We start from the raw sequence: 23,015 nt of genomic DNA, 5'->3' as shown, positions 1-23,015 counted from the left end.
TCACAACAGAGCGCCTAAAAGGAATTGAGGCGCCCGTGATTACGACGTCGAACGCCCTGTGGGTGTGATAACGCTGCCTCTGCTTCTCGCTCCTTAATACGCCATGGATCGTTGGCTCTGGCCAGGGCGGCCATCGGTGGCGGGCTGACACTGTTGCCGCACATGTGCACTTGTTCGGTCTTGGTGAACGGCTTGCCGCCGGCGCCCTTGTCGATGATGTAGCTGGCCGGGAAGCCCTGGGCGCGGTAGAGCTCATGCGGTTGAAGCATCCGCAGGCAGATGTCGACGATCACATACGGCGTGCCTTTCACGAAGACGGTGACCAGGCCCAGTCGGTCCTTGGTGGTGACTGTCGGCGCTGGCGCGTCTGCTGCGCTGATGTTTTCGGTGCCGTAGTAGCTGATCAGGAAGGCCGCGACACGCAGTGCGCCTTCTTCATGCTCTGGTGACAGCTTGTACTCGACCAGAGCGTGATGTTCGGCCCCGGCGGTCATGGTGGGCACCGGGTCATCTACTGCGCGCCCGACGCAGTTCCGGCGAAGCGTAGCGAGGTTGGCGGTCACCAGGCGTTGCTGGCTGCCAGTGTTGGTGACGGTGCTCATGGGGTCATCCATGCTGCGGGCTGGCGTGGTGTTGAATCCGCCATTGGCCTGCTCGATGAAGGCGGTGCAGACGCCCATAGCGTGCGCGGCGCCTGCCGGCCGCTTGTAGTTGCCACCGCTGGTAATGGTCGGCACCGGGTCGGTGATGGGCGAGCCATCGCTATTGAACCGAAACTTGACCAGGTGCGCCGATGCCAAAGCGCGATGGCTCTGGGTTATGAGAGTGCCCAACGGTTGATCTGCAGGTACCGGCTTTCCTGCGTACACCGGCCCGCCGGCCCCGATCATCACAGGGCTGGCCATCATCAACTCCCCGCGGTTGGCGGCCGTGACTGTTGGCATAGGCTCGTCTGGGTTGTTCACCCGGACGGCACCGTGGTGGGTTGCCGGCAAGATAACCGGGCTGGCCATGGCGAACGATCCGCCCCGCGGCCACGATGTAACAGTAGGCAGCGGCTCGTCGGCGGGCTGGGCCAACTCGCCCGACCAATTGGCGATCGGCACGATGAAGGGCTGCGGGTTGTCCAGAACGAACTTCTTCATGCCCTTGGCCACTCGGCGCAGAGTGGCAGCCGCCAGGTCCTTCTTGCGGCCGAAGATGCTCTTGCTTGGCACGCTCCAGTCGATGCAGTCGGCGGCGGTGCGCCACTTCTGCTGGCCCTTGGCAGGGTTCTTGGCGTGGGTCGGTTCCGGCCACACGATGGGCTGGCCATCGCAGCGGGCGATCATGAACAGGCGCTCGCGGCTGGTTGGCGCGCCGAAGTCGCAGGCCTTAATGATGCGCCATTCCACCTGGTAGCCCATGCCTTCGAGCAGCTGCACGAATCGGCGCCAAGTGATGCCGCGTCGCTTCGGGTCCGGCACAAGGAACTGCTGCTGCACCGGCACGCGCTCGCCCACGGCAGCCACGGTGCCATCCAGTTTCATGACCCTGCCGGTGGCTTTGTCGCGCTTGGCGATCAGCGGACCCCACTGCAAGATCTGCTTCACGTTCTCCAGGCTGATCACACGGGGCTTTTTCTTGCCCGCCCACTTGAGGCCGATCCACGACAGGTTGCGGATCTCGCGCTTGCGCGGTTGGCCGCCGGCTGCCTGGCTGTGGTGCGTGCAATCGGGGCTCATGTGGAACCAGCCCACGGCACGGCCCTGGCATTCTTCATCCGGGTCACCCTCGAACACGTCGGTGGTGAAGTGGCGTGCTGCAGGGTGGTTGGCGGTGTGCATGCTGATGGCCGCCGGGCTGTGGTTCTTGGCCACGGTCACCGGTCGGCCCAGGCCCATCTCCAGCCCGGTACCGGCGCCGCCGCCACCGCAGAAGAAGTCCACCACGATCTCATCGTCTTGCGGATCGAAGCCAAGGCCGTACTGGGTTTTGAAGTCGAGCGGGTTCTTTTTCTGAAATGCAGACATGGGCGGTCCTCGCCGAAGTGGCGTGCTAGAGGGTTCTGAGGTAAAAAGTGACCTCATCTATCTCTTAATTCACTGAGGTCTATGCGATGGGACGTTGGGGGAAACACCATGGGAATGTGGGGGAGTATTCTGTTCAGGCTTGGGAAGAACAGAGGCCCGATGGTACGTACTACGAAGCCAGGTTCTACGTGAATGGCCCAGAAGCTGCCGGCATAGCTTTTACAGACCTTGCCTCAGCATTCTCTTTGGCTGAAAGGTTGGAGCTATCGCCTAAAAAGCGGCCGTCTGGGCCAAGGATGGGATAGATCGTCCAATTCATTAAGCACGCGCCGGCCCTCCATCCGCCGAGGCCGGCGAACAGGTCAATTGCTGTGGTCACGTTGTAGTCCTTACGTGTAGGTGCCGCTGTGCATTTAGTGGCGACTTTTTAGCAATTTAGGTTTAATAGCGTCGTGTCCGCGACCTATAGATGACGAGGAAAAAGTGGAAATCACTGCGAGCGTTAACGGCATGTCCATCATTTCCAGCGGGGTAGTTCATATATCCTCTAATTGGCCTATTAACTTTGAGGTTCAAGGCCTAAAGCTGCAGGTGATTTTCGTTGAAAATTCATCTGTAAAGGTGTCTCGTTACGAGACGAAAGTTGAGAATGGGATTTGGAACCTATATCTGACAAACTTTTCCCACACTACTGGAGAGGGGCTCTACTCCCCGGTTCCTATCGCGACAGTGGAAGGTAAGCAGCTGTCTATGACCTTCTCGGTTGATACGATTTCAAGGAATGAAGGCCTCCGCGTGTTTTCCTATACTTTTATGCTGGGGTGAACAATGTCCGGAGAGTTCATCAATCAAGAGCAAGCGGGTTTAGTGGGTGCGGAGCCGCCTAAGCCATCAGGGGGCTCTCATGGTACTATTCAAGCTACGATAGGCACTGGCTCCAATGCCAAAGATTCGATCGTTTGGATGACTATCACGTGGAGCTTCGTGATTGCGTCTTGCATAAGCTTGCTGCTATTTAGCTTGGTGGTTTGTTACAAGGATTTTAAGTATCTGGAAGAAATTAAGGACGTTTGGACTATTTTTGTACCAATCATCACCCTTGCATTGGGCTACGCCTTCGGAAAAAGCCAGTAGCTTCTGTTGGTTTTAGTTGTTGTCTTATTTTCAAAGGGGAAGGCGCTGGCGGGCAGCGGGTATTGGCTACAGGTCGTAGTAGGCGTCGCGGTAGGCGAGGAATTCTGCTTCGTTGCTCCAGCGCCGGTATGGCTTTGGCGCCTTTTTCAGCGCTTCCTTGTAGCTGGCCTTGGCCTCTTTCACGGTTGGGCACCACTCGCCGGTGACGCTGGCCCGGGCGAGGTAATCCAGGGCACTCGTCGTGCGGTACATGCGGAACTCGCGCGGCACCTGGTGGAAACCTCCGTCACGCCATTCTCTGCACCCGCCGCGCATCTCAACCTCTGGCTTGATGATGCAAAGGAACTCGTGGAAGTAGCAGTCGATGTCTTCGTTCTGGAACTTGTCGTAGTTGCTGCTGCGAGCCGGTTTCGGCAGCTTCTCGACCATCTCGCCGTACTCGATGCCGTCGACTGGGTGGTAGCGGCCGGCGCGGCGCTTGGTGCTCTCGTCGAGCGTGATGCCGATGTAGTGGCCGTGGTCCTCGGTGATGGTGCCAGGCTTTCCGTAAGCGATCACACGACGACCGATGCAGGCCGGCACCTGGTAGTGCCGCTGCACGTATTCGCAGGGGGTGCCAATCATGACGTTCTCCTTGGCTATGCGGCTTTGCGCGCGCTGAGGACTGCCTGGCGGGCGGCTTCGTACTCGCTGGCCACGATCTCTGCCAAGCCCTCGACGCCATCGCCTGATGACTTGCAGCCGAAATTCAGGAAGACCGTGCCGCTGTGCTCAAAACACACGCCTCCGCTCAGCCACAGTGCCCCGCGGGCGACCCCCATGGCTTCCCACATTTCGTCCCGGTCGATGGTTTCTGGGCAGTGCTCTCTCCAGAGATCAGCCAGGCGCTGGTGCTCAGCCTTCTCGGCGGCACGTACGTCCTTAGCGGTTCCTTTGGCATGCTTGGCTGCCCGGCGGAGCGAGCGGTATCCGTGCTCGTCAGGCCGGCACCAGTGCACGTCCAGCTCTCGGCTGGCGCTGAGCTTGATCCCGCCGATGAAGTAGCGGGAGCCGTTGTACATCGTCGAGGCTGCAGCGCCGAAGGCATGGCCCAGCTTCTCGCTCTGGGCGTTCCAATCGGCCTTCTTCTCGTCCCAGGCGCGCACGGCGGCCAGAACCTTTGGCGATTCGGTCTTGTAGAAGTAGCTCATGGCTTTCTCCATGCATGCGCCGCCCTCCGTGGCCGGATGCGGCATGGTGGCAATTTGATTTGGGATGGGGTATTACGAAGGACGATCGATTTCGTCGTCAGCGTCTTGGTCTGGATCGGAAATGATCTTGCGCACGCTAGCATCGTTGAATGCCTGCACCACGTTTTCGCTAAGTAGGATTTCGTGGCGCACCATGAGGAACTTTGTCAGTTCATCATCGGGCATGGCGTCCATCTTGAGGATCGCCATCTGAAGCACCTCGTTTATCTGCATGCCCTTGGATCGCTCACAGATCCGGTCCATCGCCTGGTGAATCCCCGGCCGTACCCGGTGCCTCAATGCCTTTTCGTCGAACTTGATGCGTTTGCGCTCAGCGTTGTCATTACGCTGCTGCTGCGTCAGTGCCATCATCGCCTCCATTGCGCACGAAAGCGGTGCCCGGGGCGTACTCCAGCAGGTCGCACACCCGGTTGATGATCTTGAGCGCTGCGTCGAACACCTTGGCGTCGTCCAGTTCGCGGGCCAGGCGCTTCATGTTCGGCTGGTGCTCCAGGCAGACCTTGCCCACCAGGTGCCGTGCCAGCCTGCGCAGGTGCTCAGCGCTGTCGTGCATGCGCAGGCTTAGCGCGAAGGCCAGGGCCACATCGTCAGGCCGGTACTGGCCGCCGCTGCGGGTGTTGTACAGCTTCTTGACCGGCGACTTGAGCCAGGACGGCAGCGTCACCACTCCAGAGGGTGTCTTTTGCATGTTGGTGCTCCGTGAGGCCGCTGGGCGGCAAGTGGAACTGTTCTTGCCGCCGGCGCTGGCGGACCTGACCTTTCAAACTGGACCGTCGCATCGCTTGCCCTCAGCCTTCGGGAAGTCGACGCCGAACAGGTGAATGACACGGCAGAATTTGCGGTCGGAGATGCCAAGCTTGGCCTTGGCCTGGGCCCGGTTGAGGCCGGCGTCGCGCAACTCGACGATCTGCCCGGCCAGGGCCCTGTCCGCCTCGGGGTCGGCGTAGGTCCTGTTCTTCTCGCCGCGGCCACGCTTCGGGTCTGGCCGGAAACAGAAGCAGCCTTCCATCGCTGCGCGGTACAGCGTGGTCTGGGTCAGGCCGGTATGTGCCATGGCTTCTGCATAAGTCATGGTCTTGGCGAGCTTGCGCAGCTCGGCCAACTGATCCTGGCGCTTCTGCGCCTTCATGCCCAGCGGCTTCGGCTGCACGGCGCGGACCTGCTCGATATCGCGGTGCGGCCGGTGCGGAACGTAATGGAAACCGTCGAGCACGATGATGCTGCCTCCAGAGGCAAGGAAGTCAGCTTTCGCTGCCTCAAGGTCGATTGAGGGATTCATGCGCACCTCACTTGATGCGAATCGAGCTCTCGCCGCGCTCAAGATGCGCCCAGGCTGGCTCAGGGATCAGTTCGTGTTCGCAGTCCTCGCCGGCGGCCATGCGCTGGCGGACTGCCTCGTTGTGCTCGCGGTCGGCCTTGAGCTTGGCGGCGATCGCCTTCTTGTCCGGGTCCTGGGTCACGTTCACGCGCACCAGCTCGTCTGGAAGGTCGTCAGGCTTGTCTACGATCACCTTCTCCGGCGCTGTAGCCAGCGTGATGGTGAACAGCGGTCGCTTGATGGACTTGATATCCGCAGCCTCCATGTTCCGCCGCAGGTAGTCGCCGATCTGCGTGACTGCGTTCTTCTTGATGCGCTTGAGCTCTTCTAGGCGACCTATCTCGGCCTCAATCGCCAGGACCTCGCCATCGATGTTCCGGCGCAGCATGACGATGTTGTCGGCCTTGTCGCCGAACTCCCCCGCGATGCCGTCCATGGTGTCTTGGATGGCCTGCTTGAGTCCTTCATCGTCGGTGTCGGCCATGGCGGCCAACTCCATCATCTGTTTTGTGAGAGGGTAGAGGCTGCTCATGCGGCGGTCTCCTGGGTGAACTTCGGTGTCAAATCGCTCAGCTCTTTGGCAACGCGCTTGATTGCAGTGTCGTCATTGCGAGCCTTTAAGCGGCGCACAGCATGATCGTGAATCTTCTTGAGCTCCTGCAGTGACTGGGCGCCTTGCATGGTCTCGACCACGGACTTTATGTAATCGAGCCGTTCTTGCTTCTGGCGCTCAAGCTCGGCCTCTTTGTCCTCTGCTTGCTCGAGCGCTTGTTCTGCTTGGAGCTGCTGGACGTAGTTCTGGTCGTCGAACATGCCAAGGAACACGTCGGCGCTGAAGCCCAGCATGGACAGGGCCTTCTTGATGGCGTCAGTCAGGGATTTCTTCGGCGCCTCACCATCGGTAGTCATGCCGTAGCTAGTCTTGTACTGGTAGCGCGTGCAACCGTATTGCTCAATCTCGCCGCGCTGGCCATCCTGTATGAACCAAAGCGCGATCTTGACCGTGTGCCCTACCTCACGACCGATGCAGGCGCGCTTGTCGCCCTCGCCGGTATAGATTTCATGGCCTTCATCAAATCGCTCTTCGACTACCTTCCAGCCCCAGCCAATGCCAACCGGGCCAAACAGCTCAGTGGCCTTCATGACCATGGCGGTTCCGCTTAGGCTGGTGATGTCTTGACCGTTTACCTTGGCTTTCTTGGTGAACCTGGTGTCGGTGGTCTGCACCTGCTCCCAGATGCGCAAGTTGGTGTTGGCCATCACTTCATCCTCGCCTGGTCAATGACTCTCTGGTAGCCGACGATGCGCCGCGCCACATCAGGTATCTGCTCGCCGATCGGCTCAAGAATCGTCACGGCATCCTCAAGCGCCAGTAGCAACTTGGGGCTGGTGGCAATGAGGTGCGCGTCAGCCTCTTCATAAACGAAGTCCACCACCTGCTCCTGATCTTCGTTGAAGTCGATCGCGTAGCCGGTATGGCCAACCAACCCGACATTGGGTACAGCGCGGACAGTCCACGGCCCTGGGGTATGCGTTTTTTCGGACATGCAAATCTCCCGCGCCATCCATGCGGTGGGCGCTGACAAGTTGGTTATTTGGTGATGCAGCCTGCCCAGGCGCTCGCAAGCATCCAGGCAGTGCAGAAGAAGAGGGTGGCGAAGCTGCCGCGCCAGGTTGCGATGCGGCGAGTGCGTTGGTGGCTGGTCATGCTCTGACCTCGTAGCCGACCGTCCACTCGCCGCAGATGCAGGCCCGGCACTTCCAAGCCTGCGGGTTCTCGATGCTGGCCAGCGCGGCCTCGTGCACTGCGGCGGCGAAGGTCGGACCCTTGAACAGCATCAGCACCCGATCGGCCGGCATGGCCTGGGCCTCTGGCAACTCCGCAATCTGCTCGTCGATGAGCGTCTTCACGATTGGCGTGGTCATGGCTTCTCCTGCTTGCGGTAGCCGGCGGCCCAGAGATCGCGGGCGACATCCTCATGGATCATCAGCTGCTGCATGTGGCTGACGCCGTGAGTGCCGCCAGGGTGATCCTTCATGTGGCGGATCATTTCATTCAGGCCGGCGACTCGCTCCGCCTCAGCCTTTTCCTCTGGCGTCGGTACCGGCCTGGCCATTTCTGCGCGGAAGACCTCGCAGCCAAGATCCGCGCCACCATCTACAGCGATCATGTCAACGCCACGGGCGGTCTGGAATACCGCACAGACCGTGACCTCAGCGCCAATGAATTCGGCAGATTCTTCGCGGATAGTCCAGCCGCCGCGCTGGATTTCAACCTCAGAACCAACCGGAGGCAGGCCTTCGCCGCTCCATTGCTGAGGTCTGGCGGAAAGGCTGGATACCTTCGGGAATACGCAGCTGTAGGTGGCTTCCCTCCACATGCTGCCGTCCTCGGTGTAGGCAAGGATCTGCTCACCTTCAACCCTGTACCAGGCGGAGAAGTAGAACTCGTTTTCAGCGCCAAAGTGCGTAGCGCCTTCGGGCGCCTTGCTCCAATCAATCTCGCTCACGCGACCTCCTTGCGCCCATCAACGATCTTGTTGAGGCGCCCGCAGTAGTGGTTGAACTCTTCAATGGTGATGCGCTGGTCGGCCATCATTTCGGTGAGCTGCCTCTGGATCATCGCGGACCAGCTCACAGGGGTGGATGGCTCTGCCAGGACTTCGAGCTCGTTGTCGAGCAGAACATGAGGGCTCATGGCTCGTTCGCCAGGTCGGCGTCGTGCTGCACGCCTTGCTCGGCGTACCCTTCAAGCATCGACTCGGCGATCTCGAAGAGCTTTCCACCGACGTGGTCGCTTGGGCCGAGGATGTCTGGGACCATGCCCTTCACCGGCCCGCCGGCCTGCGCCTGGAGAAGGAGCAGGGCCAGGGCGTTGATGTCGTCCTGCTCAGCCTCTTGCAGGGCGCGAAGATGCTCGGCCAGCTTGGCCACGAACTGGTCTTGGCGGACACCCACCGGCCCGCCGAAGCGTTGCGGGATCAGAACGTCGCAGCCGCCGACCAGGCTTTCTGCGTTGCTCTCGATCCACTGCTGAGCCGCTTCCTGATAGGCCGAGTCGTCGGCCGGCTCAGCATTGTCGTGCCGCCATTGTGCTGCTCGAAGTGCGCCCATGGTCGCCTCCAGGTGATGGGTTACTCGGTGGGTGGGGAAGGGAGGGGCTGCCAGTGGGTGATCTGTGAGGCCGGGATGTTGTTGTATCCATTCCAGGTGGCCCAAGGCTTGCCGCAACCATTTCCTGCGTCGAAGGTGCATTGCATTACGGCTGTGCCGTCAGTTGCGATTACCTCCACACTCCGGAACGGAACCTCGCCGTTCACTTCAAGAGGCAACCTGTCGCTGCACTTGATCCAGCCGCTCATGGCTTCACCCGGGCGGCGAGCATGGCGCGTGCCATGGCGTAGGAGATTTCAGCGACGATGCGCATTTGCTCTCCTGAGCTATCGCCGGTGTCATCCAACTCCTTCGCCTGCCATGCATTGGCCAGGTAGCCGTTCATTGCCTTGGCTGCGAAGTAGTCGATGATCGTCAGGCCAAAGCAGGTGCCGTGTCCGCCGTACTCGCTGGCTTGCACAGGGAAGGCTGGCTGCTCGCCTTCCTTGAGAGCTTCGTCGTACTGGTGCTGGGCGCCTTCAATCTGGCGATCCATTTGGGCTGCCATGTAATCCATCTTGTGAACCTCATTAGCCAACCGCATTGATCAGGTGCCGGGCACCAGGGACCAAGCTGGGCGTGAAAAGCCAAGCCCGGCACCTGTCGATGCGGTCGATGTGAAGGGAAGGGGATGCGGGGTGCATCGGGGTGTGATCTGGCCGGCGCTGATCTCCGGCATTCGACTGTCCTGACCTTGATCAGAGCCTGAGCCGTGGTCGCCACGCTCCTCTCCGGCTGAAATCTATACCGGTATGGGTGCTGGTCAGTTATTGCGCATCAGCCTGCGCATTCAGATCACACTCCGATGCAGCCTGCGATGGGGAGCAGGGCATCGGGCAGTTAACGTCAGGCTGACGTGGAGCTTTCAGCCTTGGCTGTGGCGCTTGCTTGCTGCTCTACCAGTTTGCCGATCAGAACTTTTCGATCTTCAAGAGAAAGGCTCCAGGCCGCGCAGTAGATGCCTTCGTCGATAGTGCCGTCGTACTCCATCGTGGAGTTCGTATCCCAGAGCTTGTACTTGATGCGGTTGGTTGGCCTCTTCGCCATCGTCTTGCCCTCCAGGGCGGTTGATTTCCCAGATGCCACTCATGGAATGGCACCTGGTGAAATCCCGGCCTCGCTACTGGCGACAGGCCGGGGCACTGCATCAGCGGTGATCGTTCGAGCTCAGCCGCCGACGGCGTTGCTCTCAGTTCTGTTGGCCTTGAGCTTCCCTATCACCTCGCGTCGATCGACCTCGGCGGGGTGGTCATGGGGTGATGTGATCGCTACACGACTGTCGACCGCAGCTCTGCGGCCCGTTGGGTGGGGCAGTCCGTCGTGGGTTGCCGGTCCGAGTTCCGGCTGGGCTTTCTACTTCATTGGCGGGTTCCTCCTATTGGTTAATCGCTGCTCGTGCTGTGCCAGGTGCTGACGCCCGTTCTGAGGGCATCCCGGCAGGGAGCATCTACAGCGCAACCCTCCATCCGCGCCGTAAGCGCCTGATTTCGAGCTGGCCAGTTCCAGAGCTGGCATGGGGATCGAATTTGTTGCTCGCGCTGTACCGTTGCCGGGATCGATCCGCGAGGTTCCCATCAATGTGAAAGAGCGGCGGCCGGTGAGGGCCTGGGCAGTCCCTGGTTGGTGACTGCTTGAAGCGAACAATACCGCCGGTATTTCTCATGGTCAATACCTCCGGTCATGTTTTTCTTTCGTCCACAAAAAAGCCCGCTATGGGCGGGCCTTTAGATTTCAGCTGATATCGGGTTAACGGCCGTCGTCGTAATAGAGATCGCAGAAGAGGGAATGCCGCTCCTGGAGAATGCGCTGCACGTCAAAAGCGGCAACCTTCAGGTCGTATGGTCCCACTACAACGATAGGGTCTTCGGACTTATCTACGGGCAAGTCCTGTGCCTTGAGGTTGCCAAGTGTCGTCGCGTACTCATCACCAGGTCGACAAGGTACACGCACAGTCCATCCCTTCGAAGGCGTCTGTCGCTCAGCCGCAGGAACGTCGGCTTGGCAGTGCTTGCATTTGATAGCAGCGTGTTTGATCGGCTCGGCACAGAAAGGGCAGGGTCTCGAGTCGTTCGCCTCCATGATGCTCGCGAGCTGTTCGCTGCTCAGCTGCTTCTTGCCACCGAAGATCATCATGAGCAGGCCCGCCAACGCGATCAGAGCCGCAATGATCAGGTAATTCTGTTGCTGGGCCATGAGGCCTATGTTGTTAACCCTTCCGCCCATTCCTGTTGAAACAGAAACGTCCATAGCCATGGCACCGATCACAGCGATCATGCCTACGATCAACGCCAGAATTCCAAAGCCCCGCATGGCATCCCTCCCAGATAAATGAGTCGCCATGCTACCACCAAGGCAATTCGCCATCACGCAGGCATGAAAAAGCCCGCCGAGGCGGGCTATGTCATCAGTGAATGGATTCTGGTATGCCTTTTTTGATCTCTTCGAGAAGGATGCTTCTGCTTTCCGCCGTACTTGTAACCCTCACCCCTGGAAAGTTTTTTAGCTCCTCGCAAATCTCCTGAAACGCATTCAAAAGCTTGGCATTCCCTGTCTCAGGTGGTCCCGCAATGAATAACGTGTCCTGTGCCATCTGCTCTGCAGAGCTCAAGCGGCGAATTTTGGAGATCCATGCATCCCCATGCTCGATGATCTTCGATGGTTCGTCATGCCCCAAGTGAATCGGCTTCAGAGCCTGAACCGGTTGCATTCCATTGATCATCACGAATGGGAATTTGACCGGGTAATCGGTAGTGCCCAGCTTATGCTCGCTGTAGCGCTGCTTCAGGTTATTGGCTGACAAAAGCTTGCCAAGCTGGCGCTCCAGTTTCGTCTCCTGATATTCCTTGGTGGCGAAGCTGTGGTTCACATAATGATCGAACAATTCGACTGCGGCCTGGTTGGCGTTTTCGATTGCCATTGTTCCAGGATCGCTGAACCGCATCATCGTCTCACGAGGATGGATTAGATGCTTGAAGGTGCTGAGAAGCGCGGGCAGATCAGAGCGATTCTCCGTAAAGAAGCCACTGAGCCTAGTGAACTCAGCCTCCATCTCGCGTCGAGCTCTGAGAAAGATCTTGCTGTCTAGGCTGGGGAAGAAGTTAGTCACGCGCTGACGCTTCTTCTCGATTTTGAAGCGAAAATCGCCATTATTGGCTATCAAGACGACGCCAATATTCACAAACTCGCCTGTTTCTGGGTAAGGCAAGAACCGCAAAATAGAGTAGTTGCAGATGTATTTCATAGCTCTCCCCAGAACCGCTCGTCCTTGAACACTTCCAGCATTTCCAGCCTTTCAGCTACCGTTGGCTCCGTTAAATCGATTTGGTCCCTGTCGCGAAAGAGCCAGTCGTCTGGCAAAAGGGAGGTGATCGTACCCCAGTTTTTCACGGCATCGCTAAGGATTTCCATGTGCTCCTGACGAACGACAAGGTCTCTGAAAAACGACCTGCAATCGCGGAAAACGTGCGTTTCCATGAAGTCATTGCAACAAAAAGCCCTGTCAAACGCCATATTGTGATCGATGACGGTCAGGCTGCCCGATCCGTCTAGGATCAGATTCACGTTGCCGCCTCGCTCGCTGAGGCATCGATCACCGTTACGCACCCAGAGGTCGAACAGCAGGACTCGACGTCTCAAGTCTATCGGCGTGTGATTGATGTTGCTGACGCTGAAGTCAGATGCATTCTCGACTGCCCTTGAGGCAAATGCCAAACCTCCACCAAGGTCGGTAACATTCGGTATAGCACTGAAGGAGATGAGCTCATTTGGGACATGCATCAATTTCCAGTCGGGTATGGGTAGACCCATGCGCTTGCCAAGCTCTGCACCGATAACCTCAGAAATGAGCGCCGGCCCCCCGGCCTTTTCCAGCCCTTTCACAAAATAGGATGCCCCATCATCGCCACGCACGATGAATGGTTTGATAGAAATTCCTTGGTGGCTTTGCCTGATAATTTCTACCGCTGTAATGCTCTCAGGCATCAGTTGTCTTCCATGCTCAAATGCGCTGCTCCAAATGTCTGGTGGTAGGCTACTCGCCTACACCTCGATTGATTCGCCCCACCTTCACCTCATCCCCATACCCCGCCAGCCGATCCTTTCCACCCTGCGTCACCTGGTAGATCCTGATCACTGCGCCCTGTACAAGTGGTTCAGTACGATCAGCTCAATCACAACTACAAGGACGCAGATTGCGATGAACCCTGGGCTGAAGACCCGCTTTCGATTGGATGAACCTGTGCCAAGGCTAGATACGTCCGCGCCATCGGATGCCGCCACGAGGAGTAGTGCCAACAAGGCATAGATCCACGCTTTACCCCAGAAACTACGCTCTCGCCACTGAGTCATCCGTAACCGTCCACCGTCCTAATTCAGCGTCTTCTATGGCTTAGCCTTGGCTTGGTTAAGGGCATGGCTACAAATCGCCCCCTCGCCAGATCACTTGCCCGATAATCCGGTGCTCGTTGTCCTCGCTCCTGAAGAAAAACCGATCTGGATGCTGGTCCTTGTCGTCGTTGTCGCTACGTAAGATCCAGCGGCCAAGCGGCGCTTGCACCAGGCGCTTGACGATCGTTCCGTCCGCGCCGGCCAGCACGAAAACTTGACGATCGATAGGATCAATTCGAGAGCGGTCGACCAGCAGAACGTCCCTGTCATTGATCGTTGGCCACATGCTTTGGCCTTCGGCGTAGATCACGATGAGATGGTCCGCCTTTGCGCCCTTCACCTTCAGCCATTCTCGCTTGAACGCTAGTGTTGAGCGCATTTCAACGTGTGGGTTCTCGCTGCCCAGGCCGGCTGCTGCTTTGGCGTCGTACTGGGGGACGTAGGCGTACTTGCCATCAAGCTCCGCTTCGTCCGAGCCTTCTGGTAGAGGAGTAACAGCGTGCTGTTGGTCTTCATGTCGAGGGGCCTGCCCCCAATCTGCTGTCGGAGAGCCGACATGCGGAATCGCAAGCAGGGCATCGAGATCCCCCGCCAGCCTTGGGCTGAATGCAGACACGGGCACCTGAAGAGCTTTTGCAAAAACCGATGCCGCCCGGATGCTCAGCGCCGTTCGCCCATTCATGAAATGACTGACAGCTCCTTGCGTCACGCCTTCACCCAGTTCTGCCGCAATTCGATCCTGCGTCAGGCCGAGCTCGGCACGCTTCTGGTTATACAGCGCTTTGAGGCGCTTGCTGTCCTCCACCTGCCAGTCGGCAAGCGGAACCTTTCGTGAGTTTTTCGTCATGTGCGAATGATATGACCACCGGTATTGGCGGCACCAATAGCGGCGGTATTGACTATTAACAATACCGCCGGTCATACTGCCGACGTAGAGCCATTGTTGAGGACGTCGCTATGCGCCGAATCCCGCTTTCCGAATTCGCAAAAGAGCACGGCCATACCAGGGCCGCTCAAATGCTCGGCTGCACCCAAGGAGGCCTGAGCAAGGCTATCCGGGTGGGCCGTGATGTTTACGTGACTGTTGGTGAAGACGGCACGGTTACCGCGCAAGAGCAGCGGCCGTTCCCGTCCCAAAAGTCCGCCGCTTAACCATTTTTCAATCACAAGGAAATCCCTGAATGCACCTGGACCCCGCGAACAAACGCAGCGAAGTGATCAAGTCGCGCTGGAAGCCCGAGGAAGTCAGAAAGCTGCGCATGGAGGCCCGCATGGCCGGCATGCAGCTGGCTACCTACGTGCACGAACTGGCAAACCTCGGCCGCCGACTGGGCGCTGCTGACCTGCTCCGAGAAATGAACGGTGTCGGGCAACAGGATAAGTCGGCCTGAGGACCCTATGGAGGGCCTATGCCTGAAACCACCTTCGAATTGCTGCCGATCGAGGTGAAGGCTGAGGTTCGACAGCTGGCTGCCGACCTCGGCTGGAGCCTGGAGAGATCGACCGACGAGTACCTAGAAATGAGTCGATCTCTCGCAGTCCAAGAGCAATTACGACAAGCGCGTTACAAGGCCCCAGTGTTGGGGCTGGTAGGACACAAAAAGGCCCTCTAGGGGGCCTAAATGCGGGCAAGCAAGTACCTCTTCATCCAGACAGATCGACCACGCATACAGCAGGGGATCACATGACCTACGACGACAAAGCCCATCGCCACGACCACCAGGTCAAGGTTCGTCTGGATGACGAAGATTTCAGTGAGCTCAAGGACTACGCCCTTGAGAGGAAGACCCAGCACAGCGTTTTGTCGAGGGACATCATCCTGGCCGCCCTGGCGTTCAGGCGGGAGCACGGATACCTGCCGCTGCTCAACGAGAAAAAGGCCAGTGCCTAATTAGGTCGGGAGGACGCATGCCATCTGCCAACGAAGCAACCCCAATGAACGAAGTAGGGGTGGCGCCATTCCGCAAGGATGACTTTGCGGAGCTAGAGGCCTGGGCAAGCGAGGTAGGTCTGACGACTGACGAACTGTCTGAGCAGATCCTGAAGATGACTGCTCGTTTTCGCGCCATGCGGGGCAAGCCCAAGAGCAACAACGTGGTGCCGTTCGCGGCTCCGAGGTAATCGTCCGATCCCTAATTAGGGACCCGGACGCCAGTCCCTCATAAGGGACGCCAAATCGCAGACACAAAAAAGCCGGGATAGCGGCCCGGCTCTCTGCAATACAAAACTCTGTAGGGGAATTATGCATATGCAGACCCAAAGTGTACAGGCCCTATCAAGGGCGGCGCCACAAAATGCGAACCACGATTTCGTGGCGCGCACGATGTCGTCGCGAGAAATAGCAAAGCTCACCGGAAAGGCGCACAAGCATGTGCTGGCCGACGTGCGCTCGATGCTAACCGAACTGGAAATTGACTGGGCCGATTGTTCGGCTCAGTACCAGGACAGCACAGGGAGGTGGCTTCCATGCTTCAACCTGAATCGTGATCTCACCGACACCCTGCTCACCGGCTACAGCGCCAAGATGCGCCTTGCGGTAATTCGTCGTTGGCGAGAGCTTGAGCAGCAGGATGGCGCACGGCAGGCGGTGATGGCCAACGGAACCAAGGTGATTGGCGAGATCGCCATCATGGAGTGCTTCACGCGCCTGCTGAAGCCCGCTGCGTCCTGCCAAGTGCAGATGCTCGCCAAGATCGCCGAGAGCAACGGCCTGGATGCCAAGTTCCTGCCTGGCTATGCGGTTGATGCAGCCCCCGATTCGCCTGATGGCTCCAGCATGGCCTCCAAGCCGCTGACCGTTCTCCTCAAGCTTCACGGCATCAAGTGCTCCGCTGCGCCGTTCAACTGGAAGCTGCGCGACGCCGGGATCATCAAGCAGATGTCCCGGGTGAACTCGAAGAAGGAGACCGTCTATTTCTGGTCGATCACCGAGAAGGGGCTTCGCTACGGCAAGAACCTGACCAGCCCTCAGTGCCCGCGCGAAACCCAGCCGCACTGGTATGAGGATCGCTTCGCAGAACTGGCCTCCTTGATCGTCTCCGGTGGTGCAGCATGAGAAGCCGCGAGCAAGATCGCCAGCAGTGGCAAGACCCGGACTTCAACAAGTGGCTGGATGACGTCATCTCCGACGCCGGCCATATCGTGTGGGATGCTATTCCTGACGTAGGTTCGGCCTGGAATGGCTGGGATGCTGCGAAGGCAGCGCTTGGCTACTACTGCCCAGCCTGCAACGGTTCCGGCGAGGAAGTCCACGTTTCCTATCACGGTCCTGACTCATTTGAGCGGCTCGGGCACTGCACGGTATGCAATGGCGATGGCCGAACTTCTGCGGCACTGGCCGTTGCGAGTGAGCGCCTTGTTAGCGAAACCGCGCATCGTGGTGATCTTCAGGCGAAAGTCTGGGGCTTGCAGGCGGAAATCGACAAGCTCAAGGCCGAGAACGCGGAGCTGCGCAAGGATGCAGAGCGTTACCGCTTCGTGCGCAACCCCATCGGCACCAGTTCACCGCTGGCTATCTGGAACGAGGGGAAGATGCCCTTGTTCAGCGGTATGGCAGACGCATTCGTTGACGAGTTCATGGCCAAGGAGCTCGACCAATGAGCATCGTCGCCCAACAAACCACCGTCTATCTGGCGCCAACTGCTGGCCGCCGCTTCCTGACCAAGGCTGCCGCGATCAACAAGGAAGCCCGGGCGATCATCAAAAAACACTTTCCAGAAGAGCTCTCGTGCCACGACGAGGAGTGCGGTTGCCACTCGCCTGGCTGGAGCCTCGAAGTCGATCAGCCTGAGCGCTTCCAGCGCTACTACCGAATGCTGACCGCAGCGCTGAAGAACGCCGCACAGAACACCAAGGAGGCCCAATGATGGCCCGCATCCGCACTATCAAGCCCGAATTCTGGTCGAGCGAGCAGGTCATGTCTTGCCGCCCGATGGCCCGTCTGCTGTTCATCGGCCTGTGGAATTTCTGCGATGACGGGGGCAACCACCCGCTGGCAGCTCGCACGATCAAGGCCCTGGTCTTCCCTGGCGATGACATCACCACGGAAGAAGTGAGCGCGCTCCTGGGCGAACTGGAAGGTGCCGAGCTCATGCGCAGCTACTGGGTAGGCGGCAAAAACTACCTGCATATCAGCGGTTGGAAGCACCAGAAGATCGAGAAAAAGAACTTCAAATACCCGGCCCCGCCGGCAGAAATCGACGATGAGTCGGAGAGTGGTCGTCGACAATTCGCCGAGGAGTCGTCGACTGGTCGTCGACCGGTTGACCCCGGAAGGGAAGGGAAGGGAATAGGAGAAGATCAACACAACACACACAGCGCGGGCGAGGAAAATTCGGCTGACCCAAAGTCACCGACCGAGATGACTCTTGAGTGGAAGCCTGACGACAAGCTGCTGAAGGCCTACGCCAAGCGCATGGGTATCCCTGTCGGCCTGTTCACCGACGAGGCGACCGCCGCATTCGTCTGCCACTACTCGGCATCTGGGCGCTTCGAGACGCAGGCCGCCTGGGTGAGCCTGCTGGTCAAGTGGGTGAAGCGGGATATGGCCGCCGCGAGCAATGTCCGCCCGTTCCCGGTGAGGCGCCAGGCCAACGGACCCGACTTCAACGACACCAGTTGGGCTGATGACCTGGGGGCGCTATGAGCAATCCAATCAAGCCCAAGAGCGTGACCCAGCTGCTGGCCACCGCGCCGAACCTGCCGCCCGTGGTCCCGGTTACCGCCAAGCAGATCGACCCCGGCACCACCGAAGTGGTCAATGCCCTGTTCAAGGAGCTGCAGGCCATCTTCCCGGCGTGGAAGCAGGCATGGCCGGATGACGAGGCCCTGAAGGCTGCCAAGCGCAGCTGGATCAAGTCCTTCGTAGCTGCTGGCATCAACACCCTGGAGCAGATCCGCTTCGGCATCCAGAAGTGCCGGGTGCTGGGCACCGACTTCGCCCCGAGCAGCGGCAAGTTCATCAAGCTGTGCCAGCCGACGCCGGAGGAGATGGGCATTCCGCCGCTGGCCAAGGCCCTGGCCGAGGCGCTGGAGAACTTCCACCCCAGCCGGGCGGGCTCGCGGGTCTGGTCGCACCACGCCATCCGCCACGCGGCGCTGCAGTGTGAGGCCAACAACCTGGGATCGATGGAGCCGGAGCGCGCCGAGAAGGTGTTCGCCCGGGCCTACGACATCACCATTCGCATGCTGGCGAACGGCGAGCCACTGGGCGAAATCGCGGTGGGCATCGGCCACGACGGGCAGAAAAGCGAGATGGTGCTGGCGAACGAATACGCCGGCCAACGCCAGGCGCGGCTGCTCGCACTGCAGGAGATCCCATCTGGTGCCGCTGAGTGCCGTGCACACCTTCTGGCCAAGTTGAACATCAAGCGCGCCGGGCAGCCGGCCGGGGAGGGCGTATGACTGACGAGATGCGCGCCGAGTTCGAGGTCGCCTTCCGGGCGCAATTCGGCTTCGGGGCAACCGATGTGGCTGAGTCCAAGAGCGAGGACGGTGCTGTGATCATGGGTGCTGCTCTGTGGGCTTGGCAGGCCTCTCGCGAGGCCGTGGTGGTGGAACTGCCGCCCAGGAAACGCATTGACCACTTTTGCTATGACCAAGGTGCGAATTGCAATGCAGAGGGTCACAACCAATGCCTATCTCACGCTGCGGCCGCAATCGAGGCCCAAGGCCTGAAGGTGGCGCCATGACCGAGAAAATCAGCGTCAACAGCCAGGCCAAGCTGTCCGAGGCCATCACCATGATGACCGGACTGTTCCGCGAGAAGAAATTCGTCGTGGTCAGCATGAGCCCGGGCAAGGACCGCACCCTGGATCAAAACGCATTGTGGTTCGCGATGTACGACCGGATCGCCAAGAGCACCGAGATGGGCGACGTGGAAGAGGTTCGCCGCTACTGCAAACTCCACCACGGTGTACCGATCATGCGCGCCTCCTGCGAGGAGTTCCGCGACGGCTACAACATGACCCTGCTCAACCTGCCGTATGAGATCAAGCTGCGCTGGATGGGGCCCTGCGCCATGTTCGGGCCGGATGGATTCCCTGTGACCCGGTTGTTCAACCGCGCCCAGGGCTGCCAGTACACCGACCGGATCGTCGAGGAGTTTGCCGCGCGTGGCGTGCACTTCGCTGACCTGCTAGGGGAGGAGGCCGCATGAGCGAAGGTCTTGGAATTACCACGCAAACCACCGTCTTCCTCTCGGCCGAGAAGGTCGTGAAGGAGATGGATGCCGAGGATATCGGCTCGTTCTGCTCCGCCGTGGCTCAGCGCCTTGATCAGGAGTATGCGGGGCGTGCGGGTGCGGCAGCGGACTTTGCCAGTGGGCTGAGCGAAATGGGCTGCCGGTTCCTTGCGGAGGTTGTCACGAGCTTCTACCAGCGCCAGAAAAGGGAGGGCCACTGATGCTCGCCAAGGAGATCAAGCCGAAGAAGTGCAAGGCACCAGGCTGCGGCCAGCGCTTCAAGCCGGCCATGTCCACGCAGAAGGTGTGCAGCATCGCCTGTGCGCTGGCCATGTCGAAGGATTCGAAGGTCCAGAAGGTTGCTGCCCGGGCCATCACCAAGCAGGCCCGCCAGGAGCTCCAGGAGCGCCGCGAGAAGCTGAAGTCGAAGGGTGATCACCTGCGGGAGGCCCAGCAGGCGTTCAACGCTTACATCCGCGAGCGGGACCGCCTGGCGGGGTATCGCTGCATCTCCAGCGGTCGACAGCTCGACTGGAACGGCAACGCGGTCGATGCGGGGCATTACCGCAGCACCGGCGCGGCCCCACACCTGCGCTTCGACGAGAACAACTGTCACGCCCAGTCGAAGCACGACAACCGATACCTGTCGGGCAACGTTGCGGACTACCGCATCGGGCTCATCAAGCGCATTGGCCTGGACGCTGTAGAGGCCCTGGAAAGGGACCAATCAGTCCGCCGCTACACCATCGAAGACCTGCAGGCCATCAAGGCCCTGTACAGGCAAAAACTCAAAGACCTGCGGAGGGCAGCGGCATGAACTGGACACCAATCGACAGCGCGCTGTTGCTGGCTCTGGGAATCTTCGTGATCTCGACTTACTGCATCGTGCGTGGAATGGTCATCAAGGCGACGCGCAAGCGCGAGGAGCGGGTATGAACAAGACAGCCGTACTGGTGCGCATCCTGCTGGCCGGGTCCGAGGGGAAGACTGCCAACGCGGCCTGGGTCGACGCCGACCAGGGCTGCGCCGGTTACGGCGGCATGAGCCGCCAGGAACGCTTCGAGATGGACTGCGAGTACCGCAGCCTGTTGCACAAGCGCTTGCTGCCGCGCCACTGGGATGCGCTCATTGCGCGCTACACCCTGGACGCCGGCGAGCGAGGCCAGGCCATCAAGGGGCTCGGTCGCGTGATCGCTACCCATGCCCACCAGCACTTCAAGTTCTATGCCGTGCTTACCTGGGCAGAGCCGCAGAAGCCCGGGGCGGATGGCAAGCGCTCGTCGGCCATCCTGCAGGCGAACATCTACGACATGAACCAGTGGGATGACAACAAGGGCACACCGGAGCGCACCCGACGCGACTGGCGCAGCAAGATCCACAAGGCTTTGGGCGAGATGGTGGAGGAGGCGATAACCGCCGGAGTAGAGCTTCTGGAGCAGGAAGAGCTTTTCGTGAAGATGGCCGCTTGACATCCTTTGCCGCTTTGCCGAATATATCCCCATCCTGTCATTCCTGCGCGTTTAGGAGTGACCAATAGCTTCGGGGGAAGACTGGTTCGATTCCAGTGGCTATGCCGGCTATCCGGATGGCGGGTTTGTTTGCTCTGGCTGTGGCTGTATCTGCACTCCCATCAATGAATTCGCTGATCGCAGCAGTAATGCCTGCGAAGGAGGTTAGCTCTATGATTAAAGACGTCTTTGATTTCCTGTTGGTACCGGTTACTCAAGGTTTGTCCGCTGTCGGGTATAGCTGCGTTGCTGCTGGTGCAATTCCTCTTTCCATACGAGCCTAAAGTGCTCACCAAAACCCGGCCGTCGCGCCGGGTTTTTTATTGGTGCGCCAGGCATGGCGCGTTGCGCATAAGCGCAACCCGCTTGGCTGTGGTGGCCGAGCGGGTGACTTGGAGGTGAAAGTCCTCTACACACCCGGCAAGGGGAAGTGTTAGCCGGAGGCAAGGGTGTCGCGGGTGACTGCGGATCTGAAGGAAGCCCGAGGCAAAATGCTGGCCTGACGAACAGGAAGCGGATAGAGGCGGCGCAGTGGGGTGAGAGGACGGCGGGTGTGAACCCGCCTCCTACTCGATCTTGAAGCGGGCCTCAAAAGGGGCGCTGTAAGTACCGGTCCCTTTGGCAATCAGTCAGGCAGCTCTCAAGGCAGTGGGCGTAACCTGCAGGCGAATGCCGAACTTGGCCAGGGCCTCTTCCAGGCTTTCGAGCTTCGAAGTGTGCTCGAAGTCGACCAGGCGCCCGGCGGCGGTAGGCGAGATGCCGAGCATTGAGGCGAGATCTGCTCGGGTTTTCCCGGATCGGACCAGCTCATTCCAGAGCGCCACCTTCGCCACGGTGACGCCAGAAAGCCGGACGATGTGATCGCCGGCTTCGGTGGCGGGTGGGATTGCCCGCTTTTGGTCCACGTAGATTGAGAGCGCCAGGGTGAGCCCGTCCACTGCATTCGCCAGAAGCTCTTCCAGGCTATCGCCCACGCTGTGCGCCTCTGGGATATCAGGGCAAGACGACCAGAAGTGATCGTTTTCCTCGTGAGCCACGATTTTGTAGTCGTACATGTTTCCTCTCTTGGGGCTGACTGGACGTCTGTTCAGGGTGGTGGGGCCTCATTTGAGGCCCAGTTGCTTGATGATTTCCTTCCTGAGTCCTTCACCAATTTCCTTGGATCCGTGGCTCGGGAAGATCGTCTGGCGGTCCTTGTAGCGAATCTTGAAGTGGCTGCCGTTGGCTGACTTCGAGAACTCGACCCCTTGGGCCTCCAACCATCTCCTGAACTCGCTGTACTTCATCAACCCTCCGTTGTGTGTTGATGGGGTAATTATATAAACATAAGTGTTCAGTGTAAACACTTATGTTCACTTTCTTGAGAGAAATTATGGACCCGACCGACCTCGGCCCAGGCACAGCCACCTGGCTGGGCGGAACGGGCACTGTATTGCTGGGTGGTTTTCTGTGGCTGCGCAAGTGGCTGTCACGGGATGCCACTGACAGGGCGATGGACACCGCCGACATCGGCGTCGTCCGCCGCCTGAATGAACTGCTGGACATCGAGCGCGAGGCCCGGAAAGAAGCCGAGGCCCGCGCCGACCAGTTCGCCAAGGAGCGGAACGACCTCGCAGCCACTGTTGGCCGCATGGAAGGGAAGATCGAAGCCCTGACCAGCCAGGTCGCCAGCCTGACAGAGCGGGTTGCGCTGCAGAGCGACGAGATCGCCCGCCTGCGCACCAAGCTCGGAGGTACATCGTGATGGACAGATGCGCACTTGAATTCATCGCCCGCCGCTGGTGGCGCCGGGCAGAGGTCTGGATCATCGCTGCGCTGCTGGTGGCCGGCGGCGCGGTGCTGGGCTGGCAGTCGGCCTACTGGGCCATGGCCAGCACCCAGGCCAACCAGGTGACCCAGATCCGCGAAGCCTACGATGCCGCCATGACCGAGCGCGACAAGCGCCTGGATGAGCTGACCCGGAAGACCGAGAGCGCCGCGACCAAGGCATCGAAGGCAGCGACGACAGCCACCCAGGCCGCAGACAAGGCAGATGAGGCCCTCAATCGGGTATCGCCGTAGTCGCGCCACATT

Annotated in this window: 42 protein-coding genes; 20 read left to right on the top strand and 22 right to left on the bottom strand. The window is 59.6% G+C overall.

Translation table 11 applies throughout. The features are described 5' to 3' along the window. Positions 1-14: 14 nt before the first annotated feature. Positions 15-2,012, bottom strand: coding sequence for a DNA cytosine methyltransferase (locus F3J45_RS01025; protein ID WP_167055849.1), 1,998 nt, complete (start codon positions 2,010-2,012; stop codon positions 15-17). A 483-nt stretch (positions 2,013-2,495) separates the two neighbouring features. Here F3J45_RS01025 and F3J45_RS01020 point away from each other — a divergent pair, with 483 nt between their 5' ends. Both F3J45_RS01020 and F3J45_RS01015 read left to right on the top strand, forming a co-directional pair. Beyond that, the gene (locus F3J45_RS01020; protein ID WP_167055845.1) at positions 2,496-2,837 is read left to right on the top strand and encodes a DUF6864 domain-containing function; all 342 of its coding nucleotides are present in this window, start codon (positions 2,496-2,498) and stop codon (positions 2,835-2,837) included. 3 nt (positions 2,838-2,840) lie between these two features. Beyond that, positions 2,841-3,146, top strand: coding sequence for a hypothetical protein (locus tag F3J45_RS01015; RefSeq protein WP_167055842.1), 306 nt, complete (start codon positions 2,841-2,843; stop codon positions 3,144-3,146). A gap of 66 nt (positions 3,147-3,212) precedes the next feature. Here the strand turns inward: F3J45_RS01015 and F3J45_RS01010 are convergent, their stop codons facing one another. The 19 genes from F3J45_RS01010 to F3J45_RS00920 form a co-directional block, all read right to left on the bottom strand. Further along, complete coding sequence (locus F3J45_RS01010) at positions 3,213-3,770, bottom strand: hypothetical protein (protein ID WP_167055839.1); 558 nt, start codon at positions 3,768-3,770, stop codon at positions 3,213-3,215. A gap of 14 nt (positions 3,771-3,784) precedes the next feature. Further along, on the bottom strand, positions 3,785-4,336 hold the full coding sequence (locus F3J45_RS01005) for a hypothetical protein (protein WP_205300340.1): 552 nt from the start codon (positions 4,334-4,336) through the stop codon (positions 3,785-3,787). 72 nt (positions 4,337-4,408) lie between these two features. Then, positions 4,409-4,744 (bottom strand): hypothetical protein, encoded by a 336-nt coding sequence (locus tag F3J45_RS01000; RefSeq protein WP_167055833.1) that lies wholly within the window; start codon positions 4,742-4,744, stop codon positions 4,409-4,411. Then, on the bottom strand, positions 4,719-5,084 hold the full coding sequence (locus tag F3J45_RS00995) for a hypothetical protein (protein ID WP_167055830.1): 366 nt from the start codon (positions 5,082-5,084) through the stop codon (positions 4,719-4,721). The genes F3J45_RS01000 and F3J45_RS00995 overlap by 26 nt, the downstream gene beginning before the upstream one ends. A 72-nt stretch (positions 5,085-5,156) precedes the next feature. Then, positions 5,157-5,675: a hypothetical protein gene (locus F3J45_RS00990; protein WP_167055827.1), complete on the bottom strand. Its 519-nt coding sequence runs from the start codon at positions 5,673-5,675 to the stop codon at positions 5,157-5,159. Between the two features lie 7 nt (positions 5,676-5,682). Next, a complete protein-coding gene (locus tag F3J45_RS00985) occupies positions 5,683-6,246 on the bottom strand; it encodes a siphovirus Gp157 family protein (protein ID WP_167055825.1) in 564 nt (187 codons plus the stop codon). Then, a complete protein-coding gene (locus F3J45_RS00980) occupies positions 6,243-6,974 on the bottom strand; it encodes a hypothetical protein (RefSeq protein ID WP_167055822.1) in 732 nt (243 codons plus the stop codon). The genes F3J45_RS00985 and F3J45_RS00980 overlap by 4 nt, the downstream gene beginning before the upstream one ends. Beyond that, on the bottom strand, positions 6,974-7,261 hold the full coding sequence (locus F3J45_RS00975; RefSeq protein ID WP_167055819.1) for a hypothetical protein: 288 nt from the start codon (positions 7,259-7,261) through the stop codon (positions 6,974-6,976). Before F3J45_RS00975 ends, F3J45_RS00980 begins: the two co-directional genes overlap by 1 nt. A gap of 157 nt (positions 7,262-7,418) precedes the next feature. Beyond that, complete coding sequence (locus F3J45_RS00970) at positions 7,419-7,640, bottom strand: hypothetical protein (protein WP_167055816.1); 222 nt, start codon at positions 7,638-7,640, stop codon at positions 7,419-7,421. Then, positions 7,637-8,224 (bottom strand): hypothetical protein, encoded by a 588-nt coding sequence (locus F3J45_RS00965; RefSeq protein ID WP_167055813.1) that lies wholly within the window; start codon positions 8,222-8,224, stop codon positions 7,637-7,639. The genes F3J45_RS00970 and F3J45_RS00965 overlap by 4 nt, the downstream gene beginning before the upstream one ends. Continuing rightward, positions 8,221-8,412: a hypothetical protein gene (locus tag F3J45_RS00960; RefSeq protein ID WP_167055810.1), complete on the bottom strand. Its 192-nt coding sequence runs from the start codon at positions 8,410-8,412 to the stop codon at positions 8,221-8,223. Before F3J45_RS00960 ends, F3J45_RS00965 begins: the two co-directional genes overlap by 4 nt. Next, entirely contained in the window at positions 8,409-8,828 is a 420-nt protein-coding gene (locus tag F3J45_RS00955; RefSeq protein WP_167055807.1) for a hypothetical protein, read from the bottom strand. The genes F3J45_RS00960 and F3J45_RS00955 overlap by 4 nt, the downstream gene beginning before the upstream one ends. Positions 8,829-8,848: 20 nt before the next feature. Further along, on the bottom strand, positions 8,849-9,076 hold the full coding sequence (locus F3J45_RS30460; protein WP_167055804.1) for a DUF551 domain-containing protein: 228 nt from the start codon (positions 9,074-9,076) through the stop codon (positions 8,849-8,851). Further along, on the bottom strand, positions 9,073-9,384 hold the full coding sequence (locus F3J45_RS00945; protein ID WP_167055237.1) for a hypothetical protein: 312 nt from the start codon (positions 9,382-9,384) through the stop codon (positions 9,073-9,075). The genes F3J45_RS30460 and F3J45_RS00945 overlap by 4 nt, the downstream gene beginning before the upstream one ends. A gap of 329 nt (positions 9,385-9,713) precedes the next feature. Next, positions 9,714-9,953: a hypothetical protein gene (locus F3J45_RS00940; RefSeq protein WP_167055801.1), complete on the bottom strand. Its 240-nt coding sequence runs from the start codon at positions 9,951-9,953 to the stop codon at positions 9,714-9,716. Positions 9,954-10,613: 660 nt separating this feature from the next. Then, the gene (locus F3J45_RS00935) at positions 10,614-11,141 is read right to left on the bottom strand and encodes a hypothetical protein (RefSeq protein ID WP_167055798.1); all 528 of its coding nucleotides are present in this window, start codon (positions 11,139-11,141) and stop codon (positions 10,614-10,616) included. Positions 11,142-11,271: 130 nt separating this feature from the next. After that, positions 11,272-12,108: a DUF3037 domain-containing protein gene (locus F3J45_RS00930; RefSeq protein ID WP_167055795.1), complete on the bottom strand. Its 837-nt coding sequence runs from the start codon at positions 12,106-12,108 to the stop codon at positions 11,272-11,274. Continuing rightward, positions 12,105-12,848, bottom strand: a complete 744-nt coding sequence (locus F3J45_RS00925; RefSeq protein ID WP_167055792.1) for a HipA family kinase — start codon at positions 12,846-12,848, stop codon at positions 12,105-12,107. Before F3J45_RS00925 ends, F3J45_RS00930 begins: the two co-directional genes overlap by 4 nt. 433 nt (positions 12,849-13,281) lie before the next feature. Next, positions 13,282-14,175 (bottom strand): LexA family transcriptional regulator, encoded by an 894-nt coding sequence (locus F3J45_RS00920; RefSeq protein ID WP_205300339.1) that lies wholly within the window; start codon positions 14,173-14,175, stop codon positions 13,282-13,284. A 35-nt stretch (positions 14,176-14,210) separates the two neighbouring features. On the opposite strand from F3J45_RS00920, the gene F3J45_RS30455 reads away from it, so the two are divergent. The 16 genes from F3J45_RS30455 to F3J45_RS00845 all read left to right on the top strand — a co-directional run bounded on the left by F3J45_RS30455 (position 14,211) and on the right by F3J45_RS00845 (position 20,903). Further along, on the top strand, positions 14,211-14,405 hold the full coding sequence (locus F3J45_RS30455) for a Cro/CI family transcriptional regulator (protein ID WP_167055788.1): 195 nt from the start codon (positions 14,211-14,213) through the stop codon (positions 14,403-14,405). A 29-nt stretch (positions 14,406-14,434) separates the two neighbouring features. Beyond that, on the top strand, positions 14,435-14,644 hold the full coding sequence (locus F3J45_RS00910; RefSeq protein ID WP_167055785.1) for a hypothetical protein: 210 nt from the start codon (positions 14,435-14,437) through the stop codon (positions 14,642-14,644). A gap of 18 nt (positions 14,645-14,662) precedes the next feature. Further along, positions 14,663-14,866 (top strand): hypothetical protein, encoded by a 204-nt coding sequence (locus F3J45_RS00905; RefSeq protein ID WP_167055782.1) that lies wholly within the window; start codon positions 14,663-14,665, stop codon positions 14,864-14,866. A 71-nt stretch (positions 14,867-14,937) separates the two neighbouring features. Beyond that, positions 14,938-15,144 (top strand): hypothetical protein, encoded by a 207-nt coding sequence (locus F3J45_RS00900; RefSeq protein ID WP_167055779.1) that lies wholly within the window; start codon positions 14,938-14,940, stop codon positions 15,142-15,144. Between the two features lie 17 nt (positions 15,145-15,161). Continuing rightward, on the top strand, positions 15,162-15,374 hold the full coding sequence (locus tag F3J45_RS00895; protein WP_167055776.1) for a hypothetical protein: 213 nt from the start codon (positions 15,162-15,164) through the stop codon (positions 15,372-15,374). A gap of 127 nt (positions 15,375-15,501) precedes the next feature. Continuing rightward, positions 15,502-16,308 carry a Rha family transcriptional regulator gene (locus F3J45_RS00890; RefSeq protein WP_205300338.1) on the top strand — a complete coding sequence of 269 codons (807 nt, stop codon included), beginning with the start codon at positions 15,502-15,504 and terminating at the stop codon, positions 16,306-16,308. Further along, positions 16,305-16,853 carry a hypothetical protein gene (locus tag F3J45_RS00885; protein ID WP_167055770.1) on the top strand — a complete coding sequence of 183 codons (549 nt, stop codon included), beginning with the start codon at positions 16,305-16,307 and terminating at the stop codon, positions 16,851-16,853. The genes F3J45_RS00890 and F3J45_RS00885 overlap by 4 nt, the downstream gene beginning before the upstream one ends. Next, positions 16,850-17,119: a hypothetical protein gene (locus F3J45_RS00880; RefSeq protein ID WP_167055767.1), complete on the top strand. Its 270-nt coding sequence runs from the start codon at positions 16,850-16,852 to the stop codon at positions 17,117-17,119. The genes F3J45_RS00885 and F3J45_RS00880 overlap by 4 nt, the downstream gene beginning before the upstream one ends. Continuing rightward, complete coding sequence (locus F3J45_RS00875; protein ID WP_205300337.1) at positions 17,116-17,898, top strand: DnaT-like ssDNA-binding domain-containing protein; 783 nt, start codon at positions 17,116-17,118, stop codon at positions 17,896-17,898. The genes F3J45_RS00880 and F3J45_RS00875 overlap by 4 nt, the downstream gene beginning before the upstream one ends. Then, complete coding sequence (locus F3J45_RS00870) at positions 17,895-18,656, top strand: replication protein P (protein WP_167055764.1); 762 nt, start codon at positions 17,895-17,897, stop codon at positions 18,654-18,656. The genes F3J45_RS00875 and F3J45_RS00870 overlap by 4 nt, the downstream gene beginning before the upstream one ends. Beyond that, positions 18,653-18,943 carry a hypothetical protein gene (locus F3J45_RS00865; RefSeq protein ID WP_167055760.1) on the top strand — a complete coding sequence of 97 codons (291 nt, stop codon included), beginning with the start codon at positions 18,653-18,655 and terminating at the stop codon, positions 18,941-18,943. The genes F3J45_RS00870 and F3J45_RS00865 overlap by 4 nt, the downstream gene beginning before the upstream one ends. Continuing rightward, the gene (locus F3J45_RS00860) at positions 18,940-19,410 is read left to right on the top strand and encodes a hypothetical protein (protein ID WP_167055757.1); all 471 of its coding nucleotides are present in this window, start codon (positions 18,940-18,942) and stop codon (positions 19,408-19,410) included. The genes F3J45_RS00865 and F3J45_RS00860 overlap by 4 nt, the downstream gene beginning before the upstream one ends. After that, a complete protein-coding gene (locus tag F3J45_RS00855) occupies positions 19,407-19,655 on the top strand; it encodes a hypothetical protein (RefSeq protein ID WP_167055754.1) in 249 nt (82 codons plus the stop codon). Before F3J45_RS00860 ends, F3J45_RS00855 begins: the two co-directional genes overlap by 4 nt. Further along, positions 19,655-20,251: a recombination protein NinG gene (locus F3J45_RS00850; protein ID WP_167055751.1), complete on the top strand. Its 597-nt coding sequence runs from the start codon at positions 19,655-19,657 to the stop codon at positions 20,249-20,251. Before F3J45_RS00855 ends, F3J45_RS00850 begins: the two co-directional genes overlap by 1 nt. Beyond that, entirely contained in the window at positions 20,248-20,370 is a 123-nt protein-coding gene (locus tag F3J45_RS30255) for a hypothetical protein (protein WP_255431931.1), read from the top strand. Before F3J45_RS00850 ends, F3J45_RS30255 begins: the two co-directional genes overlap by 4 nt. Further along, positions 20,367-20,903, top strand: a complete 537-nt coding sequence (locus F3J45_RS00845; RefSeq protein ID WP_167055748.1) for a hypothetical protein — start codon at positions 20,367-20,369, stop codon at positions 20,901-20,903. Before F3J45_RS30255 ends, F3J45_RS00845 begins: the two co-directional genes overlap by 4 nt. 668 nt (positions 20,904-21,571) lie before the next feature. Here the strand turns inward: F3J45_RS00845 and F3J45_RS00840 are convergent. Both F3J45_RS00840 and F3J45_RS00835 read right to left on the bottom strand, forming a co-directional pair. Beyond that, positions 21,572-21,997: a type II toxin-antitoxin system HicB family antitoxin gene (locus F3J45_RS00840; RefSeq protein WP_167055745.1), complete on the bottom strand. Its 426-nt coding sequence runs from the start codon at positions 21,995-21,997 to the stop codon at positions 21,572-21,574. A gap of 48 nt (positions 21,998-22,045) precedes the next feature. After that, on the bottom strand, positions 22,046-22,228 hold the full coding sequence (locus F3J45_RS00835; RefSeq protein WP_024718231.1) for a type II toxin-antitoxin system HicA family toxin: 183 nt from the start codon (positions 22,226-22,228) through the stop codon (positions 22,046-22,048). An 86-nt stretch (positions 22,229-22,314) separates the two neighbouring features. On the opposite strand from F3J45_RS00835, the gene F3J45_RS00830 reads away from it, so the two are divergent. Both F3J45_RS00830 and F3J45_RS00825 read left to right on the top strand, forming a co-directional pair. Then, entirely contained in the window at positions 22,315-22,686 is a 372-nt protein-coding gene (locus F3J45_RS00830; protein WP_167055742.1) for a chemotaxis protein, read from the top strand. Further along, positions 22,686-23,003, top strand: coding sequence for a hypothetical protein (locus F3J45_RS00825; protein ID WP_167055739.1), 318 nt, complete (start codon positions 22,686-22,688; stop codon positions 23,001-23,003). Before F3J45_RS00830 ends, F3J45_RS00825 begins: the two co-directional genes overlap by 1 nt. The last annotated feature ends 12 nt before the right edge of the window (positions 23,004-23,015 follow it).

It is taken from the genome of Pantoea sp. Ap-967, from assembly GCF_011752565.1.
In the GTDB taxonomy this organism is placed as follows: domain Bacteria; phylum Pseudomonadota; class Gammaproteobacteria; order Pseudomonadales; family Pseudomonadaceae; genus Aquipseudomonas.
This window is presented reverse-complemented; position numbering and strand designations above follow the sequence as displayed.